We start from the raw sequence: 17,801 nt of genomic DNA, 5'->3' as shown, positions 1-17,801 counted from the left end.
CGCTCCTACCGTCCGGCCGCGTAGCCTTGCATGCCCCGCGGATTGGCCGCTGCACGACGGCGGCGCCCGACCTTGGAGGCGGCAGTGAGGCGGCCTTCCGACCAGTCGGGGCCGATCTCGACGACATGGCCGCGGCTCTTCAAGGTGTCGATGGTTGCCTTCGGTACGCGGTTTTCAACCACCAGCACGCCGGGCCGGGCGGTGCGCGGCCAGAACGAGATCGGGAAATGTTCGGAGTGCCATGCCGGCGCGTCGATCGCTTCCTGCAGGTTCAGATTGGCGTGAACGTGGCGCAGGAAGAATTGCGTGGTCCATTGATCCTGCTGGTCGCCGCCGGGCGAACCCCAGGCCATGTACGGCTCGCCGTCGCGGTAGCATAGGGTCGGCGACAGCGTGGTGCGCGGACGCTTACCCGGCGCCAGTGCAGCGGGATGGTCTTCTTCGAGCCAGAACATCTGGGCGCGGCTGCCGAGACAGAAGCCGAGTTCGGGAATCACCGGCGAGGATTGCAGCCAGCCGCCGGACGGCGTCGCCGAGATCATGTTGCCGGCCTGGTCGATGATGTCGAAATGCACGGTGTCGCCGCGCACCTCGCCGAAGCGGCCGACGGTCGGCTCGCCCGCGCCCATGGCGCCGACCGCCTCGCGATGACCTTCGGCGCGGCGCATCTTGACGACCGAACCAAAACCTTCCACCGAGCCGGGGAGAAAATCGAGCGAGGCTTTGTCCCTCGAGATCAGCTTGCGGCGTTCGTCATTGTAAGCGTCCGACAGCAAGGTCGCGATCGGGATGTCGGTAAACTTTGGATCGCCGTAGAATTTCTCGCGGTCGGCAAAGGCAAGCTTGGCGCATTCGATCTGCAGATGGATGAATTCCGGCCCAGCTGGATCGAGCCCGTCGAGTTCGAATCCCTTGAGCAGCGCCAGCTGCTGCAGCATGACTGGGCCCTGGCTCCAGACACCGGGCTTGCACACGGTATAGCGGCCGTAATCATAGGTCAGCGGCGCCTCGACGGTCGGCTGCCAGCGTGCCATGTCGTCGGCCCGAAGCACGCCGCGATGCGGCGAGCCGCTGACGTCCATGACGTCTTGCGTCCGGCAGAACTTGTCGATCGCCTCCGCGACAAAACCGTGCGACCACGCCTTTCGCGCGGCCTCGATTTGCGCCACGCGGTCACCGCCGGCGCTCTCGGCTTCTTTCAGGATGCGGGCGTAGGTTTCCGACAGCTGCTTGTTGGTGAACAGCGTGCCGGGCTTTGGCACTTCGTTGTTCGGCAGATAGACCGCGGCCGACGTCTTCCAGTGATTGCGGAACAGCTTTTCGACGATCTGGATCGTCGCCGCCGCGCGCTCCACCAGGGGATAGCCGTCGCGGGCATAGGCGATCGCGGGTTCGAGCACGTCGCGCAGCCGCATCGTGCCGTAATCGCGCAAGAGCAACATCCAGGATTCGAACGTGCCGGGCACGCAGGCCGCGAGCAGCCCGGTGCCGGGCACCATCTCCAGCCCCTCGCTGCGGTAATGCGCGATGGTCGCGCCGGCCGGCGCCGGGCCCTGGCCGCAAATCACCTCGGTGCGGCCGCGCTTGGTGTCATGCACAATGATCGGTACGTCGCCGCCGGGGCCGTTGAGATGCGGCTCGACCACCTGCAGCGTGAAGGCGGTGGCAACACCCGCATCGAACGCGTTACCGCCCTTTTCCAGGATTCCCATCCCGACCGCGGTGGCGATCCAGTGCGTCGAGGTCACGACCCCGAACGTGCCTTCGATTTCCGGCCTGGTCGTGAACGGATCGGGATTGATGTTGCTCATGGGAATCCGGTGCTGCGCTGGTATTTGGTGCGCCACTTGACCACAGGCGAGGCCTGCTGCCAACCGTTTGGTTGACCCATCCCTGTGATCAGGCTGGCACGGCTTCGGCCGGCGAATTGACCGCGTGGCAGGCGACACCGTTGATCAGCGCGGGCGCCTGTTGACGGCAGAGATCATAGGCCAGCGGGCAGCGCGGGTTGAAGGCGCAGCCGGGCGGCGGATTGATCGGATTGGGGATCTCGCCCTTGACCGGAATCCGCTGGCGGCCGGACATCGCCAAATCAGGAACCGCTCCCAGCAGCATCTTGGTGTAGGGCATCCGCGGATTGTTGAAAAGTTCGCGCCCCTCCGCGATTTCGACGATGCGGCCGAGATACATCACGCCGATGCGGCTCGCCATGTGGCGCACCACGGCAAGGTTATGGCTGATGAAGAGATAAGTCAGGCCAAACTTGTCCTGCAAATCGCGCATCAGATTGAGGATCTGCGCCTGCACGGAAACATCGAGCGCCGAGGTCGGCTCGTCGCAGACGATGAATTCGGCTTCCGAGGCCAGCGCGCGGGCGATCGCGATGCGCTGGCGCTGGCCGCCGGAAAACTCATGTGGAAACTTCAGGCCGTCGTCGGCATGCAGGCCGACGAGGCTCAGCAATTCACCGACGCGCGCAGCGATGTCGCGCTCGCCCGCGATCAGGTCGAAGGCTCGGATCGGCTCGGAGACGATGGCATCGACCCGGAAGCGCGGATTGAGGCTCGCATAGGGGTCCTGGAAGATCATCTGGATGCGGCGGCGCAGTTTTTGCCGCACCTGCGCCTGCCTCGCATCGGTCATCGAGACGCCGTCGATGACGACTTCGCCCGAGCTCGGTGGCAGCAATCCGACCACCATCCGTGCCACGGTGGTCTTGCCCGAACCGGATTCGCCGACGAGGGCGAACGTCTCGCCCTTCTTGATGCCGAAGGTGACGCCGTCGACCGCTTTCAGGAATTCGAGGTGGCCACCTTCGAGCACGCGGTTGAGCCACGGTTTGGAAACGTCGAACTCGCGGCGTAAATTCCTGACGTCGATGAAGGGTGCCGCGCTCATGCCGCGGTCTCCTTGATCGTTGCCTTGGCCGCGGCATCATAGAGATGACAGGCCACGGCCTGCGTACCGTGCGCTATCGGCTCCGGACGCTCGACGCGGCAACGGTCGAAGACGAAGCCGCAGCGCGGGTTGAACGAGCAGCCCTTCGGGATCGCCGACAGCCGCGGCATCGAACCGGGTATCTGCACCAGCCGCTTGTCTTCGCCCGCCAAAGTCGGGATCGCGCCCATCAGGCCCTTGGCGTAGGGATGCAGCGGGTTCTGCACGACGTCCTGAACCGGGCCGATCTCGGCAATCCGGCCCGAATACATCACCGCGACGCGGTCGGAGGTTTCGGCGATCACGCCCATGTCGTGCGTCACCAGCATCACGGCGGTGCCATGGTCGCGGCCAAGGCGTTTGATCAGCGAGATGATCTGCGCCTGCACGGAGACGTCAAGGGCCGTGGTCGGCTCGTCGGCGATGATCAGATCCGGTTCGGCACAGATCGCAAGCGCGATCACGACGCGCTGGCGCATGCCGCCGGAGAATTCATGCGGATAGGCGTCGATGCGTTTTTCCGGCGCGGGAATACCGACTTCCGCCAGAAGATCGATGGCGCGCTTGCGCGCCGCGGTCTCCGACAGATTGAGATGGGTCCGGATGGTTTCGACGATCTGGTCGCCGATCTTGTAGAGCGGATTGAGGCTTGTGAGAGGATCCTGGAAGATCATCCCGATGCGTTTGCCGCGGATGCGGCGGATTTCTTCCGGCGGCAGATGATCGATCCGCATCCCCGACAGATGGATCTCGCCGCCTGCGATCCGCCCCGGCGGATCGATCAGGCCGATCACGGCAAGGCCCGTCACGGATTTTCCCGCGCCGGATTCGCCGACCACGCCGAGCACCTCGCCCTTGGCGATGTCGAAGGAGATGCCGTTGATGGCGTGCAGGACGCTGCGGCGGGTGTGGAACTCCACCTCGAGGTTACGCACGGAAAGGACAGGACTGGTCATCGGAGTTTCGGGTTGAGCGCGTCGCGCAGCCAGTCGCCGAGCAGATTGATGGAAAGGATCAGCCCGGCCAGCGCAAAGCCCGGGAAGGCCACGATCCACCATTCGCCAGCGAACAGATAATTGTTGCCGATCCGGATCAGCGTGCCCAGCGACGGCATGGTATCGGGCATCCCGGCGCCGAGGAACGACAGCGTGGCTTCCGTAATGACGGCGAGCGCCAGGTTGATGGTGGCGATCACCAGGATCGGACCCATCGTGTTCGGCAGCACGTGACGCAGCATGATGATGGGGGCGGGGAGCCCGATCAACTGGGCGGCCGCGACATAATCCTTGTTCTTCTCGACCATGACGGAGCCGCGCACGGTTCGGGCATACTGCACCCAGAAACTCAGTCCGATCGCGACCACCAGCACCACCAGCGTACTCATGGCGTCCAGCCGGTTGCCGAACACCGACTTGGCGACGCCGTTGACGAGGAGCGCGATCAGGATGGCGGGGAAGGTGAGTTGCACGTCGGCGATACGCATGATCAGGCCATCGAGCGCGCCGCCGACATAGCCCGCAATCAGCCCGAGCGTAATTCCGAGCGCGCCGGCGAAGACGACGCCGAGCACGCCGACGACGAGCGAGATCCGAAGCCCGTAGAGGATAGCGGAGAACACGTCGCGGCCCTGCTCGTCGGTGCCGAGCAGGAACGGGCTCTGGCCGTCGGCGGTCCATAGCGGCGAAATGCGCGAATTCATCAGCTGCAGCTGCGCCGGATCGAACGGGTTCTGCACCGAAAGCACCGAAGCAAAGATCGCCAGCAGGAAAAACAGGATGGTGACGGCTGCCGCCACCATCGTCAGCTTGGAACGGCGGAACGAATAGAAGATGTCGCTGTCGAGCGCGCGCCTGAACCAGCTCGTGCCGGCGCGCGCCACTGCTGCGCTCGGCTCGGCTCGGTGGGGAACGACGGCGTCGGACATCTCTGATCCTTCTTTCAAGCCGGACGGCGGATGGTCGAGCGCAGGCGCGGATCGACGACGGTATAGAGGATATCGACCACCAAATTGATGGTGACGAAGATCAGCGACACCATCAACAGGTAGGCCGCCATGATCGGGATATCGACGTTTTGCACTGCCTGCACGAACAGCAACCCCATGCCCGGCCACTGGAAGACGGTTTCGGTGATGATGGCGAAAGCAATAACCGAGCCAAATTGCAGCCCGGCCACGGTGATGACGGGGACCAGCGTGTTCTTGAGCGCGTGGCCGAAATGGATCGCGCGGGTGGTCAGGCCGCGGGCACGCGCGAAGCGGATGTAGTCGGTGCGCAGGACTTCCAGCATTTCAGCGCGCACCAGCCGCATGATCAATGTCAACTGGAACAGGCCGAGCGTGATGGACGGCAGGATCAGCGCCTTGAGGCCGGAGAGGGTCAGGAGTCCGGTGGTCCACCAACCGACCCGCACGACCTCGCCGCGGCCGAACGAGGGCAGCCAGCCCAGGGTCACCGAAAACAGGTAGATCAGCAGAATACCGATCAGGAAGGTCGGCAGCGAGATTCCGATCAGCGATACGGCCTGGAATATCTTGGCAAGCACGGTGTCGCGTTTGAGCGCCGAATAGACCCCCATCAGGATGCCGAACACCATTGCGAAGATGGTGGCGCAGATCGCGAGCTCGAGTGTTGCGGGCATCCGCTCTGCGAGCAGGCTCGAGACCGGCTGGCGGAACTGATAGGACACGCCGAATTTGAACTGGGCGGCATTGCCGAAATAACGCGCGAACTGCACCGCGACGGGATCGTCCAGACCGAGCGATTTGCGAACCGCCTCGCGTTCGGCGGCGGGCGTGTCCAGCGAGACGATCTGGTTGACCGGGTCACCTGCGAAGCGGAACATCGAGAACGAGATGACCCCGACCGCAATCATGACGCCGATAGCCTGGATCGCCCGGCGAAGAGTGAAAGCGAGCATGTATTCCTTTCACTTTCTTCTGTGTGACTTCTTGGTTGACGTCGCTGTCAGCCGGAAATGAAAGGTCCCGGAAGCGCCTGGCTGCCGGGACCATGATAACTGAGCGTCTTAGTCCTGCTTGGTCGCCCAGTACAGCAGAACCTGATTGTCGGCGCGCTGCGTCAGCTTCACTTTTTTCGAAACGCCCCAGGCCAGCGCCTGCTGATGCAGCGGGATATAACCGAAATCCTTGTTGAGGATCTGGTAAGCGCTCTTGATCAACTGATCGCGCTTGGTGGTGTCGGCCTCCTGCAAGATCTTGTCGGTGAGGGCGTCAATTTCCTTGTTGCAATAGCCGCTGAGATTGTTCTCTCCACGCGAACTCTTGGGATCGTCGCGACAACCGATAACGTCGTAGAGCACGTTATGGGAATCGAGAGTTCCGGGAGTCCAGCCCAACAGAAAGAACGATGTCTGATAGCCGCCCGCCTTGAGAACCTTAGCGAAGTACTGGGCCTTGGGTTGCGCGAGGAGGTCAACCTTGACGCCGATCCGGGCCAGCATGCTGACCACCGCCTGGCAGATCGGGGCGTCATTGACATAACGGTCGTTGGGGCAGTCCAGGCTGACTTCGAAACCGTCGGGGTAACCAGCCTCCACCAGCAGCTTCTTGGCGGCATCCGGATCGGCTTTCGGCCGCGTGAAATCCTTTGACGGCGCAAATAATTCCGGTGCGATCATCAGCGCCGATGGCGTGGAAAGGCCGCGCATCACGCGGGTCTTGATCAACTCGACATCGATTGCCTTATAGAATGCCTCGCGAACGCGAACGTCCTTGAAGGGGTTCTTGCCCTTGATGTTGGAATACAGCAATTCATCGCGAAGCGTGTCCATGCCGAGAAAGATGGTGCGAAGTTCCGGTCCCTTCAGCACTTGGGCGTTGGGGCTGGAATCCACGCGTGTGATATCCTGGATCGGAACCGGCTCGATGACGTCGACTTCGCCCGACAGCAGGGCGGCCACGCGCGTGGCGGCGGAGCCGATCGGCGTGAAGACGATCTCTTTCAGATTGTGCTCGGGCTTGCGCCACCAGTTCGGGTTCGCCTTGAACACCGTTTTCACCCCGGGCTGGTGACTCTCGATGATGAAGGGACCGGTACCATTGGCGTTAAGCGAGGCAAAACTGGGCGAGGTTGCCGCCACCGGAGTCGGGGCGACCGAGTTGTTCGCCTCGGCCCATTTCTTGCTCATGATGTACCAAGTATCCCATTGCGAATTGAGAATGGGATTGGGCGAGGTCAGGACGAAGTCCACGGTGTAGTCGTCGACCTTGACGACCTTGGCATCGGATGGAAGGCGGGTGGGAAGGTTGGAGCCCTTGGCACGAACGCGCTCTGCCGAGAAAACGACATCGTCGGCAGTGAAGGGGTCGCCGTTGTGGAATTTCACGCCCTTGCGCAAATGGAACCGCCAGCGTGTCGGCTCCGGCGTTTCCCAGCTCTCCGCCAGCGCCGGGATGATCTTCAGGTCCTTGTCGCGGGCGGTAAGGCCTTCGAAGACATGCCCGAGATGGGCGTGGGTCGTGCTTTCGTTCAGCGTATACGGATCCAGCGATTTGAGGTCGCCCTGGTTGGCGTAGCGCAGGGTCTGGGCCGATGCCGGCGCAACCGCAAAGCCGAGCATTGTAACCGTAGCCGCTGCAAGCAAACTCCGACGTAAAGACATTTGTTCGATTTCCCCGCTTTGATCAGCCTAATTCCGCAATAACGGCGGATATTGCCGATCCCTGTTGCCAAAGTCCAGCCGCCGCGCAGGCGCGATCCCTCTCTGTGGATCGGTTTGCACCGCGATGCGGCAATGGCTAGCTTTACCTTAGGCTGTGGGCGCGAATTCGTTACATTAAACTTTTGGAGCGCCGGTGGCGGAACTGAGGGCCGACGTTCTGGTGTTGGGGGCGGGCATGGTCGGCGTTGGCGCTGCGCTGCACCTGCCCGGCCGTGGAAGGGGGCGCGGCCCTGTTTGCCGGACATGCTGCCGGTGATCGGGAAGGCGCCCCGCCATCCCGGTTTGTGGTTCGATTTCGGCCACCAGCACCACGGCCTGACGCTCGGACCTGCAACCGGCCGGCTGCTGGCGGAAATGATGACCGGCGAGACCCCGTTTGCCGATACTACCCCTTTTGCTGTCGAACGTTTTGGTTGACCATAGGGGGCGAACGGGGGCCCGGAAGGCGGTCTTGTCCTTGCGTGACTCAGCCAGTCACGGTGATACTGCGGCAAGCCATTAATGAAGGAGCGGCCATGAAGGTAAACGTCGAAATTGATTGCACGCCGCTCGAGGCCCGGCAGTTCTTCGGACTTCCGGACGTTCAGCCGATGCAGACCGCGGTCATGGACAAGTTGCAGCAGCAGATGATGGCCAACATCGACAAGGTCTCGCCGGAATCGCTGATGCAGTCCTGGTTCACCTTCGACCCCAAGATCGCTGAACGCTTTCAGGACATGTTCGTGACCATGGCCGGTCTCGGCGGCATGGCCAAGAAGGACAAGAAATAGTGGCCGTCGCGGAGGGCGCGCCGGCGGCAGAACGCAAGCTTCGTCCGCCGAGCCTGTTCCTGATGCTCGCCGAAGCCAGAAGCGTGTTCGAACTGAATTCGAGCCTGCTGCTGTCGCCGCTGTTGATGCGCGCCCCGAAGGGCGACGGTCATCCGGTGCTGACGCTGCCGGGATTTCTCGCCAGCGATTTGTCGATGGCGCCGATGCGGCGCTACCTGAAGGAGCTTGGCTACGACAGCTATGCCTGGAACATGGGCCGCAATTTCGGCGGCGTCGCCAGCAAGCGCGGTGCGTTGCGCGACCTCGTCAAGCGAATCCACGAGACCACGGGACGAAAGGTCAGCATCATTGGCTGGAGTCTCGGTGGCGTCTACGCACGCGATCTCGCGCTGCAACTGCCGGACATGGTGCGATCGGTGATCACGCTCGGCAGCCCGTTCGCCAACGACATCACAGCGACCAATGCGACGCGATTGTACGAAGCGCTGTCGGGGGAAAGCATCCACGACAACCCGGAGATCAGGGAGGCGATCGCCGGCGACCTGCCGGTGCCCGCGACCTCGATCTATTCTCGCACCGATGGCATCGTGAACTGGCGTACCAGCCTGCTGCGCCCCTCCAGCACGGCCGAAAATATCGAGGTGCATCTCGCAAGCCATATCGGCCTCGGCGTCAACCCGGCCGCCTTGTGGGCGGTGGCCGACCGGCTGGCGCAAAGGGAAGGCGAATTTAAGCAATTTGACCGTTCGGGCCCGTTTGCCATTGCATATGGGACCCCGGAAAATGCACTATCCTGACCAATGTCGTTGAAGACCGGGGACCACCCAACCCCCGTCTTCAGGACCATCTGAACGCCAGAAGCGCCATCAAGGCGTCGCGTGATCTCTGCGGGAGGAAAACATGACTGACGCCAAGAAACTGTCTTCGATGGACGCGTCGTTTCTGTACCTGGAAACGCCTGAGATGCCGATGCATGTCGGAAGCATGGCGATCTTCCGCCTGCCCGAGAACTACAACGGCAACTTCTTCGAGGATTTCAAGGCGATGATCGGCTCGCGGCTGCATCTTGCGCCGATCCTGAAAGCGCGCCTGGAAAAGGCGCCGCTCGACATCGATCATCCGTCCTGGGTCGAGGACGACCAGTTCGACATCGACCGCCACATTTTCCGCGGCAGCCTGCCGGCCCCCTACGACCGCGCGACGCTGGAGCGCATCGTCGGCTGGATGCATGCCAAGCTGCTCAACCGCGCCCGTCCGCTCTGGGAGTTCTATGTCTTCGAGGGCATGAAGGACAACGAGATCGGGCTTTATTCCAAGATGCACCACGCCTGCATCGACGGCGGCGCCGGTGCGGCGCTCACCAACATGATCTACGATCTGACTCCGGTGCCGCGCCAGGTCGAACCGCCGACGGCGCGCAAGGTCGCGCAGGAGCCGCGCGACATCGCCGCCAATTTGATCGATTCCTATCAGCAGCTCTGGCGCCAGCCGTTCGATTCATCGTCGGCGCCGAAGAGCCTGGAATTGCCGCGCTCGGGCAAGAGCGATCTCGGATCGATTCTGTTCGACAACGCCATGTTCCAGATCGAGAGCGCGGTGAAATTCGCCGCCAGCGTGCCGACGATGCTCAAGAGCGTTTCCGAAGTGGTCGGCAAGATTTCCGATCCGAAGTCGCGCGACAGCATCGCCAGCATGGTTTCGCCGCCGACCATCCTGAACAAGGCGATCTCGTCGGAGCGCAGCTTTGCCGGCACCTCGATCTCGCTGTCGCGGGCCAAGGCGGTGGCGAAAGCCTCCGGCGGCAAGCTCAACGACGTCGTGCTGGCGCTGTCCTCCGGCGTGGTGCGGCGCTATCTGCTGCAGCAGGGCGCGCTGCCGACCAAGTCGCTGACCGCGGCGGTGCCGATTTCGCTGCGCGAGGAAGGCAACACCGAGGCCAACAACCAGGTGTTCGGCATGATCTGCTCGATCGCCACCAACCTCGAGGATCCCAAGGGGCGGCTGGAGGCGATCATCGCGCAATCCACCAAGTCCAAGGAGATGTCGCATCCGCTGCGAGCCTTGATGCCGCAGGTCTCCAACATCTCGATGCTGGGCGCGCCGATCCTGGTTCAGATCCTGGCGCTGCTCTACAGCCGTTCCGACCTCTCGAACGTGCTGCCGCCGGCGGCCAACATCACGGTGTCCAACGTGCCGGGACCGCGACAGACTTTGTACGCCGCCGGCGCGGAGTTGCTGCATATCTTCCCGGTGTCGATCTCGACCCACGGGCTCGCGCTCAACATCACCGTGCAGAGCTATCGCGATCAGCTCGATTTCGGCTTCATCGCCGGCGCCAACATCATTCCGCATGTCCAGGTCTTGTGCGATATGCTTCCGCTGGAGTTTGAAGCGCTGGAGGCGGCCTATGCGCCGCCGCCGAAGATGACCAGCGCGGCTGAATAGGGTGTTGCGATGATTGAAATGCCGCCGCTGCAGTTCGCCGAGACGAACGGCATTCGCATGGGTTACTACGAGGCCGGGCCGAAGACCGACAAGCCGCCGGTGATACTGTGCCACGGCTGGCCGGAGATCGCGTTCTCCTGGCGTCACCAGATCAAGGCGCTGAGCGAGGCCGGGATCCGGGTGATCGCGCCGGATCAGCGCGGCTATGGTTCGACCGACCGGCCTGAGCCGGTCGAGGCCTATGACATCGAGCACCTCACCGGCGATCTCGTCGGCCTGATGGACCATCTGAAGATCGACAAGGCGATCTTCGTCGGCCACGACTGGGGCGGCTTCATCATCTGGCAGATGCCGCTCCGCCACATTGACCGCGTTGCCGGCGTGGTCGGCATCAACACGCCGCATCACGATCGCGCGCCGGCCGATCCGATCGAGCTGTTCCGCAAGCGGTTCGGCGACAGCATGTACATCGTGCAGTTCCAGGATCCGGCCCGCGAGCCCGACCGGATCTTCGGCAGCCGGGTCGAGCAGACGTTTGACGCCTTCATGCGCAAGCCTGTGCCGCGGCCCGCCGACACACCTGCCGACCAGGTGGTTGCCGGCGTCGGTGCTTCCCCGCGACTCAATTTGGCGTTTCCGCAGATGATCGCGGGTTACGACGCCAAGCATGATCCGCGCACACCGATCCTGTCACCGGAAGAGAAAAAGGTGTTCGTCGATACGTTCACGAAGTCAGGTTTTACCGGCGGCATCAACTGGTACCGCAACATGTCGCGCAACTGGCAGCGTTCGGCGCAGATCGATCACACCGTGAAAGTACCGGCGCTGATGATCATGGCCGAGAACGACCACGTGCTGCCGCCGTCGTCGGCTGATGGCATGGAAAAGATCGTTCCCGATCTCGAAAAATATCTGGTGCGCGACAGCGGCCATTGGACGCAACAGGAAAAGCCGGACGAGGTCAGCGCCAAACTGATTGAATGGCGCAGAAAGCGGTTTGGCTAGAGCGAGTGATGCTGCGGCTCTCTTCGGTCGTCATTGCATGCAACAAACGCGAAGCGTTTGTGCAAGGGAGCGAAGCGACGAAGCAATCCATTCTTTCTTTTCGTCGTGAGATGGATTGCTTCGCTTCGCTTCGCTCGCAATGACGCGGTGAGAGCGCGGTTGTTCAAGGCAATTTGAGGCAGGGGTAATATCGACAATGGCGTCACCGAACAAACTCAGTCCGATCCCGCATCCGCCGAAAAAGCCCGTTGTCGGCAACATGCTGTCGCTGGATCCGAACGCGCCCGTTCAGCATCTGGTGCGGCTGACCAAGGAGCTCGGGCCGATCTTCTGGCTCGACATGATGGGCGCGCCGCTGGTGATCGTGTCGGGCCACGATCTGATCGACGAACTCTCCGACGAGAAGCGTTTCGACAAGGCGGTGCGCGGCTCGCTGCGCCGGGTGCGCGCGGTCGGCGGCGACGGGCTTTTCACCGCCGACACGTCGGAGCCGAACTGGAGCAAGGCGCACAACATCCTGCTGCAGCCGTTCGGCAACCGCGCGATGACGTCCTATCATCCGAGCATGGTCGACATCGCCGAGCAGCTGGTCAAGAAGTGGGAGCGGCTGAACGGCGACGAGGAAATCGACGTCGTCCATGACATGACCGCATTGACGCTCGACACCATCGGCCTTTGCGGCTTCGACTACCGCTTCAATTCGTTCTACCGCCGCGACTATCATCCATTCGTGGAATCGCTGGTGCGCTCGCTCGAGACCATCATGATGACCCGCGGCATCCCGCTCGAAGGCCTGTGGCTGCAGAAGCGCCGCAAGGATCTGGCGCTGGACGTCGCCTTCATGAACAAGATGGTCGACGAGATCATCGCCGAGCGCCGCGGTAACGCGGAAGCCGCCGAGGGCAAGAAGGATATGCTCGGCGCCATGATGACCGGCGTCGACCGCGCCACCGGCGAGCAGCTCGACGACGTCAACATCCGCTACCAGATCAACACCTTCCTGATCGCGGGCCATGAGACCACCAGCGGCCTCTTGTCCTGCACGCTCTATGCGCTGCTCAAGCATCCCGACGTGCTGAAGAAGGCCTATGAGGAAGTCGACCGCGTGCTCGGCCCCGATATCGACGCGCGCCCGACCTATCAGCAGGTCACGCAGCTGACCTACATCACGCAGATACTGAAGGAGGCGCTGCGGCTGTGGCCGCCGGCGCCGGCCTACGGCATCGCCCCGCTCCAGGACGAGACCATCGGCGGCAAATACAAGCTGAAGAAAAACACCTTCGTCACCGTGCTCGTGATGGCGCTGCACCGCGATCCCAGCGTGTGGGGACCGAACCCGGACGCGTTCGATCCGGAGAATTTCAGCCGCGAGGCCGAGGCCAAGCGCCCGGTCAACGCCTGGAAACCGTTCGGCAATGGCCAGCGCGCCTGTATCGGGCGTGGATTTGCGATGCACGAGGCGGCGCTGGCGATCGGCATGATCCTGCAGCGCTTCAAGCTGATCGACGTCAACCGCTACCAGATGCATTTGAAAGAGACGCTGACGATCAAGCCGGACGGATTCAAGATCAAGGTGCGCCCGCGCGCCGACAAGGAGCGCGGCGCGTTCGCCGGTCGCGCGGCTGCCGCGGTGGCGGCCTCGAACACGGCCGCAGCGCCGGCCCGGACCCGCCCCGGCCACAACACGCCGCTGCTGGTGCTCTACGGCTCCAACCTCGGCACCGCCGAAGAACTCGCCACCCGCGTCGCCGACCTTGCCGAGGTCAACGGATTTGCGACCAAACTCGGCGCGCTCGATGACTACGTCGGCAAGCTGCCGGAGCAGGGCGGCGTCCTGATCTTCTGCGCCTCCTATAATGGCGCAGCCCCCGACAACGCCACGCAATTCGTCAAATGGCTGGACAGCGGCTTGCCCAAGGACGCGCTGGCCAAAGTCCGTTACGCGGTGTTCGGCTGCGGCAACAGCGACTGGGCGGCGACCTATCAGTCGGTGCCGCGCATGATCGACGAACAAATGACCGCGCATGGCGCGCGCAGCGTCCATGGGCGGGGCGAGGGCGATGCCCGCAGCGATCTCGACGGCCAGTTCGAAAAATGGTTTGCCGCCGCCGCCGCCGCGGCCACCAAGGAGTTCGGCCTCGCGTCGACCTTCACCCGCAGCGCCGACGATGCGCCGCTGTACACGATCGAGCCGGTGGCGCCGACCGCCGTCAACGTGATCGTGACGCAGGGCGGCGTTTCGCCGATGAAGGTGCAGCTCAATTCCGAGCTGCAGAACAAGGCCGGCGCCAATCCGTCCGACCGCTCGACGCGGCATATCGAAGTGCAACTGCCGCCGGGCGTTTCCTACCGCGTCGGCGATCACCTCAGCGTGGTACCGCGCAACGATCCGGCGCTGGTCGATTCCGTCGCGCGCCGTTTCGGCTTCCTGCCCGCCGACCAGATCAGGCTCGCGGTCGCCGAAGGCCGCCGCGCGCAACTGCCGACTGGCGACGCCGTGTCGGTCGGACGTTTGCTGACCGAGTTTGTCGAGTTGCAGCAGATCGCGACCCGCAAGCAGATCCAGATCATGTCGGAAAACACGCGTTGTCCGATGACCAAACCGAAGCTGCTGGCCTATATCGGCGACGATGCCACCTCCACTGAGCTCTATCGCACCGACGTTCTGGCGAAGCGCAAATCGGTGTTCGACCTGATGGAAGAGTATCCGGCCTGCGAGCTGCCGTTCCATGCTTATCTCGAAATGCTGTCGCTGCTGGCGCCGCGCTATTACTCGATCTCGTCGTCACCGGCGGGCGATGCCTCGCGTTGCAGCGTCACCGTCGGCGTGGTCGAAGCGCCCGCAAGTTCGGGCCGCGGCGTCTACAAGGGCGTCTGCTCGAACTATCTCGCCGGCCGCCGCGCCGGCGACACCATCCATGCCACGGTACGCGAGACCAAGGCGGGCTTCCGCCTGCCGGACGATGCGTCGGTGCCGATCATCATGATCGGCCCCGGCACGGGGCTGGCGCCGTTCCGCGGCTTCCTGCAGGAGCGCGCCGACCGCAAGGCCAAGGGCGCGAGCCTAGGCCCGGCGATGCTGTTTTTCGGCTGTCGCCATCCCGAGCAGGATTTCCTCTATGCGGATGAATTGAAAGCGTTCGCCGCCAACGGCATCACCGATCTGCACACCGCGTTCTCGCGCGCCGACGGGCCGAAGACCTATGTGCAGCACCTGGTCGCGGCGCAGAAGGACCAAGTGTGGAACCTGATCGAGAAGGGCGCGATCGTCTATGTCTGCGGCGACGGCGGCAAGATGGAGCCGGACGTCAAGGCAGCGCTGGTGTCGATCTATCGCGAACGCACGGGCGCGGACGAAGCAGCAGGCCTGCGCTGGATCGACGATCTCGGCGCCAGGAACCGCTACGTGCTGGATGTGTGGGCGGGGGGATAGTCTTCATCCGTCGTCCCGGCGAACGCCGAGACCCATACCGCGTGATCTATCGGTCTAAAAAAGCTGTTCGACGAGTCTTCGTAACCACCAGCATTTGTGGTTATGGGTCCCGGCCTTCGCCGGGACGACGAAAAAATCATGCTAGAACCCCCTCATGATTCCCTGGGAAAAGCTCGACACCGCACATATTCCCGGCACCGATGCGGAACTCCGCCTGATGAAGCGCGGCAAAGAGTTCTCCATCATGCTCGGCACCAACGAGCTGATGAACAGCCGCCTCAGTGGTTCCGAAGCCGCGCTCGCCACCCTTGCGGTCAAGAAGCTGGAAGCGAACAAGAAGCCGCATCTGCTGATCGGCGGACTGGGCATGGGCTTTACGCTGCGGGCCGCGCTTGCGGTGCTCGGTGCTGGGGCGCGGATCGTGGTGGCTGAACTGGTACCGGCCGTCGTCGCCTGGGGGCGGGGCCCGATGGCGGAGATTTTTGGCGGCAGCCTGAACGATACGCGCGTCAGCATTCAGGAAGTGGACGTCACCGAAATCATCCGGTCTTCCCGATCGAAATTCGATGCCATTCTGCTCGACGTCGACAACGGCCCCGAAGGTCTGACCCGCAAGGCCAATGATGGGCTCTACAGTTCAGCCGGATTGGGCGCGGCACATACGGCGCTGCGGCCCGGCGGCGTCCTCGCGGTCTGGTCGTCGGGTCCGAATCCGCCGTTCTCAAAACGGCTGCGTACCGCCGGCTTCGATGTGAACGAGGTTGCCGTGCGCGCCACCGGAAGAGGCGGCGGCGCGCGTCACATCATCTGGATCGCAACGAAGAGCTGAGTTTCGATTCGTAGGGTGGGCAAAGCGCAAGCGTGCCCACCATCTCTCCAGGTGATCCAAATAGCGAGGTGAGCACGGCGCAAGCGCGCCTTTGCCCACCCTGCAGCCCGCCCTCAGAACATCGTGTTGTTGTTTGCCGGATTCTCGGGGATCGGCTGGACCACGTCCCAATGCTCGACGATCTTGCCGTTCTCGAGCTTGAAGATGTCGATGATCGCGTTCCCTCTCGTGCCCGGCTCGCGAACGGCGTGAACATGCAGGATGACGTAATCGCCGTCCACGAACGAACGCTTGATCTCGCTGCGGGAGTTCGGGAATTTCTCGCGCAGGAATCCGATGAACTTGCGAAAACCCTCGGGACCGTCAGCGGCATTCGGATTGTGCTGGACATAGCGGTCGCCCATATAGGCGATCGCACCGTCGGCGTCTTTTTGGTTCAGGCCCTTCTCATAGAATTCGAGCACGGCTTTTCTGTTGGCTTCCTGTTGCGGCGAGGCGGCGTAGGCGGCGGGAGCGGCAAGGGCCAACAGAATGACGGCGGCTAACGCTGCGCGCGGCCGGAAAGCAAGATCCATGTTCGGGCTCCATGTGGCGATATCGGTGCGCCGTCTATAGGCCTCGGCCCTGTTCTGCGGAAGAGGGCACCCCGCGCTCACGAAGTTACCCGGAAGTAACCTGATCAAGCCGCCTTCGCCGCCGCGCCATGTGCGTGCTTGTCGATGGCATCGATGATCTGCGGCCACATCGGGATCGGCAGCGCGTGGCCCATGCCGTCGATCATGACAAGCTTTGCGCCGGGAATGGAGGCCGCGGTGTCCTTGCCGCCTTCAATCCGCACCAGCGGATCGACGGTGCCGTGGATGACCAGCGTCGGCGCTTTCACGGCACCAAGCCGCTCCTTGCGGCTGCCGGAGGCAAGCACCGCGCGCAGCTGCCGGCCGACGCCGGCGGGATTGAGGCCGCGTTCATAGGTGCGTTCGGCGCGCGAGCGGTCGGCCGCTTCGTCTTCCGGGAACGAGCCGACGCGCAGGATTTTCCAGGTTTTCGCAAACCGCTCGAAATACTCTTCCTTGGTCGCGGGCGGTGGCGCCATCAGCATGGCGGCGGCTTCGCGCGTCGGCCCCGGCACTTTTGGACTGCCCGTCGTCGACATGATCGAGGTCAGCGAGCGCACCCGCGCCGGAAACGAGATCGCGACTTCCTGCGCGATCATGCCGCCCATCGATGCGCCGACCAGATGCGCCGACTTGATGCCGAGCACATCCATCAGGCCGACCGTGTCCTTGGCCATGTCGATCAGTTTGTAGGGCGCGGCGACCGGGATCCTCAGGAATTTCAGCTTGAGCAGTTCGAGCGCGGTCAGTCGCTTGCCGCCGGTCATCCTTGAGGATTTGCCGATATCGCGGTTGTCGAAACGGATGACGCGAAAACCGCGCGCGGCAAGCTGGCGGCAGAAATCATCGTCCCAATGGATCATTTGGGCACCGAGACCCATGATCAGCAGCAGCGGTTCCGCGCCGGAATCGCCGAAGACTTCGTAGCAAATGTCGATGCCATTGGCGTGGGCGATCTGCGGCGGCTGATGGGCAAGCGTCACGGCGGCGGTCCTTTGTATCAGTCCTGCGATGGTACCTTGTTGGGGTCTTGTATGGCACGGTTTACCGCATCGCAGAAGGCTTTGCAGCTCACTGTTAACCAG

At 63.1% G+C, this 17,801-nt stretch carries 14 protein-coding genes and 1 pseudogene; 7 read left to right on the top strand and 8 right to left on the bottom strand.

All coding sequences use genetic code 11. The annotated features are described in order from the left end of the window. Positions 1–5: 5 nt before the first annotated feature. From JQ574_RS19255 to JQ574_RS19230, 6 genes are all read right to left on the bottom strand, one after another. Positions 6–1,811, bottom strand: a complete 1,806-nt coding sequence (locus JQ574_RS19255) for a gamma-glutamyltransferase family protein (RefSeq protein WP_212210571.1) — start codon at positions 1,809–1,811, stop codon at positions 6–8. Between the two features lie 88 nt (positions 1,812–1,899). Beyond that, positions 1,900–2,898, bottom strand: a complete 999-nt coding sequence (locus JQ574_RS19250; RefSeq protein WP_212210572.1) for an ABC transporter ATP-binding protein — start codon at positions 2,896–2,898, stop codon at positions 1,900–1,902. Continuing rightward, complete coding sequence (locus JQ574_RS19245; protein WP_212210580.1) at positions 2,895–3,893, bottom strand: ABC transporter ATP-binding protein; 999 nt, start codon at positions 3,891–3,893, stop codon at positions 2,895–2,897. Before JQ574_RS19245 ends, JQ574_RS19250 begins: the two co-directional genes overlap by 4 nt. After that, positions 3,890–4,861, bottom strand: a complete 972-nt coding sequence (locus tag JQ574_RS19240; RefSeq protein WP_212210582.1) for an ABC transporter permease — start codon at positions 4,859–4,861, stop codon at positions 3,890–3,892. Before JQ574_RS19240 ends, JQ574_RS19245 begins: the two co-directional genes overlap by 4 nt. Positions 4,862–4,875: 14 nt before the next feature. Then, a complete protein-coding gene (locus JQ574_RS19235) occupies positions 4,876–5,856 on the bottom strand; it encodes an ABC transporter permease (RefSeq protein WP_212210584.1) in 981 nt (326 codons plus the stop codon). A gap of 108 nt (positions 5,857–5,964) precedes the next feature. Next, positions 5,965–7,560 carry an ABC transporter substrate-binding protein gene (locus JQ574_RS19230; RefSeq protein WP_212210586.1) on the bottom strand — a complete coding sequence of 532 codons (1,596 nt, stop codon included), beginning with the start codon at positions 7,558–7,560 and terminating at the stop codon, positions 5,965–5,967. Between the two features lie 267 nt (positions 7,561–7,827). Here JQ574_RS19230 and JQ574_RS19225 point away from each other — a divergent pair. The 7 genes and pseudogenes from JQ574_RS19225 to JQ574_RS19195 all read left to right on the top strand — a co-directional run. Continuing rightward, positions 7,828–8,037: pseudogene (locus JQ574_RS19225) on the top strand (NAD(P)/FAD-dependent oxidoreductase); the annotation flags it as partial. 98 nt (positions 8,038–8,135) lie between these two features. Further along, positions 8,136–8,390 (top strand): DUF6489 family protein, encoded by a 255-nt coding sequence (locus JQ574_RS19220; protein WP_209843454.1) that lies wholly within the window; start codon positions 8,136–8,138, stop codon positions 8,388–8,390. 62 nt (positions 8,391–8,452) lie between these two features. After that, a complete protein-coding gene (locus JQ574_RS19215) occupies positions 8,453–9,187 on the top strand; it encodes a triacylglycerol lipase (protein WP_249119453.1) in 735 nt (244 codons plus the stop codon). A 103-nt stretch (positions 9,188–9,290) separates the two neighbouring features. Further along, entirely contained in the window at positions 9,291–10,835 is a 1,545-nt protein-coding gene (locus tag JQ574_RS19210) for a wax ester/triacylglycerol synthase family O-acyltransferase (protein ID WP_212210590.1), read from the top strand. Positions 10,836–10,844: 9 nt separating this feature from the next. Next, complete coding sequence (locus JQ574_RS19205; protein ID WP_212210592.1) at positions 10,845–11,840, top strand: alpha/beta fold hydrolase; 996 nt, start codon at positions 10,845–10,847, stop codon at positions 11,838–11,840. Between the two features lie 196 nt (positions 11,841–12,036). After that, the gene (locus JQ574_RS19200) at positions 12,037–15,273 is read left to right on the top strand and encodes a bifunctional cytochrome P450/NADPH--P450 reductase (RefSeq protein ID WP_212210599.1); all 3,237 of its coding nucleotides are present in this window, start codon (positions 12,037–12,039) and stop codon (positions 15,271–15,273) included. Positions 15,274–15,427: 154 nt separating this feature from the next. Continuing rightward, positions 15,428–16,102: a spermidine synthase gene (locus JQ574_RS19195; RefSeq protein ID WP_212210601.1), complete on the top strand. Its 675-nt coding sequence runs from the start codon at positions 15,428–15,430 to the stop codon at positions 16,100–16,102. A gap of 113 nt (positions 16,103–16,215) precedes the next feature. Here the strand turns inward: JQ574_RS19195 and JQ574_RS19190 are convergent, their stop codons facing one another. Next, positions 16,216–16,677 carry a nuclear transport factor 2 family protein gene (locus tag JQ574_RS19190; protein WP_212210603.1) on the bottom strand — a complete coding sequence of 154 codons (462 nt, stop codon included), beginning with the start codon at positions 16,675–16,677 and terminating at the stop codon, positions 16,216–16,218. 104 nt (positions 16,678–16,781) lie between these two features. After that, complete coding sequence (locus JQ574_RS19185) at positions 16,782–17,699, bottom strand: alpha/beta fold hydrolase (RefSeq protein ID WP_212210605.1); 918 nt, start codon at positions 17,697–17,699, stop codon at positions 16,782–16,784. Positions 17,700–17,801: the final 102 nt, after the last annotated feature.

Source organism: Bradyrhizobium sp. AUGA SZCCT0158 (genome assembly GCF_018130065.1).
Taxonomy (GTDB): Bacteria; Pseudomonadota; Alphaproteobacteria; order Rhizobiales; family Xanthobacteraceae; genus Bradyrhizobium.
This window is presented reverse-complemented; position numbering and strand designations above follow the sequence as displayed.

Bases quoted from the DNA above. Each gene is read 5' to 3' on its own strand.
- JQ574_RS19240 (WP_212210582.1), bottom strand. From the start codon at position 4,861: ATGTCCGACGCCGTCGTTCCCCACCGAGCCGAGCCGAGCGCAGCAGTG.
- JQ574_RS19250 (WP_212210572.1), bottom strand. From the start codon at position 2,898: ATGAGCGCGGCACCCTTCATCGACGTCAGGAATTTACGCCGCGAGTTC.
- JQ574_RS19210 (WP_212210590.1), top strand. From the start codon at position 9,291: ATGACTGACGCCAAGAAACTGTCTTCGATGGACGCGTCGTTTCTGTAC.
- JQ574_RS19245 (WP_212210580.1), bottom strand. From the start codon at position 3,893: ATGACCAGTCCTGTCCTTTCCGTGCGTAACCTCGAGGTGGAGTTCCAC.
- JQ574_RS19230 (WP_212210586.1), bottom strand. From the start codon at position 7,560: ATGTCTTTACGTCGGAGTTTGCTTGCAGCGGCTACGGTTACAATGCTC.
- JQ574_RS19215 (WP_249119453.1), top strand. From the start codon at position 8,453: ATGCTCGCCGAAGCCAGAAGCGTGTTCGAACTGAATTCGAGCCTGCTG.
- JQ574_RS19205 (WP_212210592.1), top strand. From the start codon at position 10,845: ATGATTGAAATGCCGCCGCTGCAGTTCGCCGAGACGAACGGCATTCGC.
- JQ574_RS19200 (WP_212210599.1), top strand. From the start codon at position 12,037: ATGGCGTCACCGAACAAACTCAGTCCGATCCCGCATCCGCCGAAAAAG.
- JQ574_RS19190 (WP_212210603.1), bottom strand. From the start codon at position 16,677: ATGGATCTTGCTTTCCGGCCGCGCGCAGCGTTAGCCGCCGTCATTCTG.
- JQ574_RS19195 (WP_212210601.1), top strand. From the start codon at position 15,428: ATGATTCCCTGGGAAAAGCTCGACACCGCACATATTCCCGGCACCGAT.
- JQ574_RS19235 (WP_212210584.1), bottom strand. From the start codon at position 5,856: ATGCTCGCTTTCACTCTTCGCCGGGCGATCCAGGCTATCGGCGTCATG.
- JQ574_RS19220 (WP_209843454.1), top strand. From the start codon at position 8,136: ATGAAGGTAAACGTCGAAATTGATTGCACGCCGCTCGAGGCCCGGCAG.
- JQ574_RS19255 (WP_212210571.1), bottom strand. From the start codon at position 1,811: ATGAGCAACATCAATCCCGATCCGTTCACGACCAGGCCGGAAATCGAA.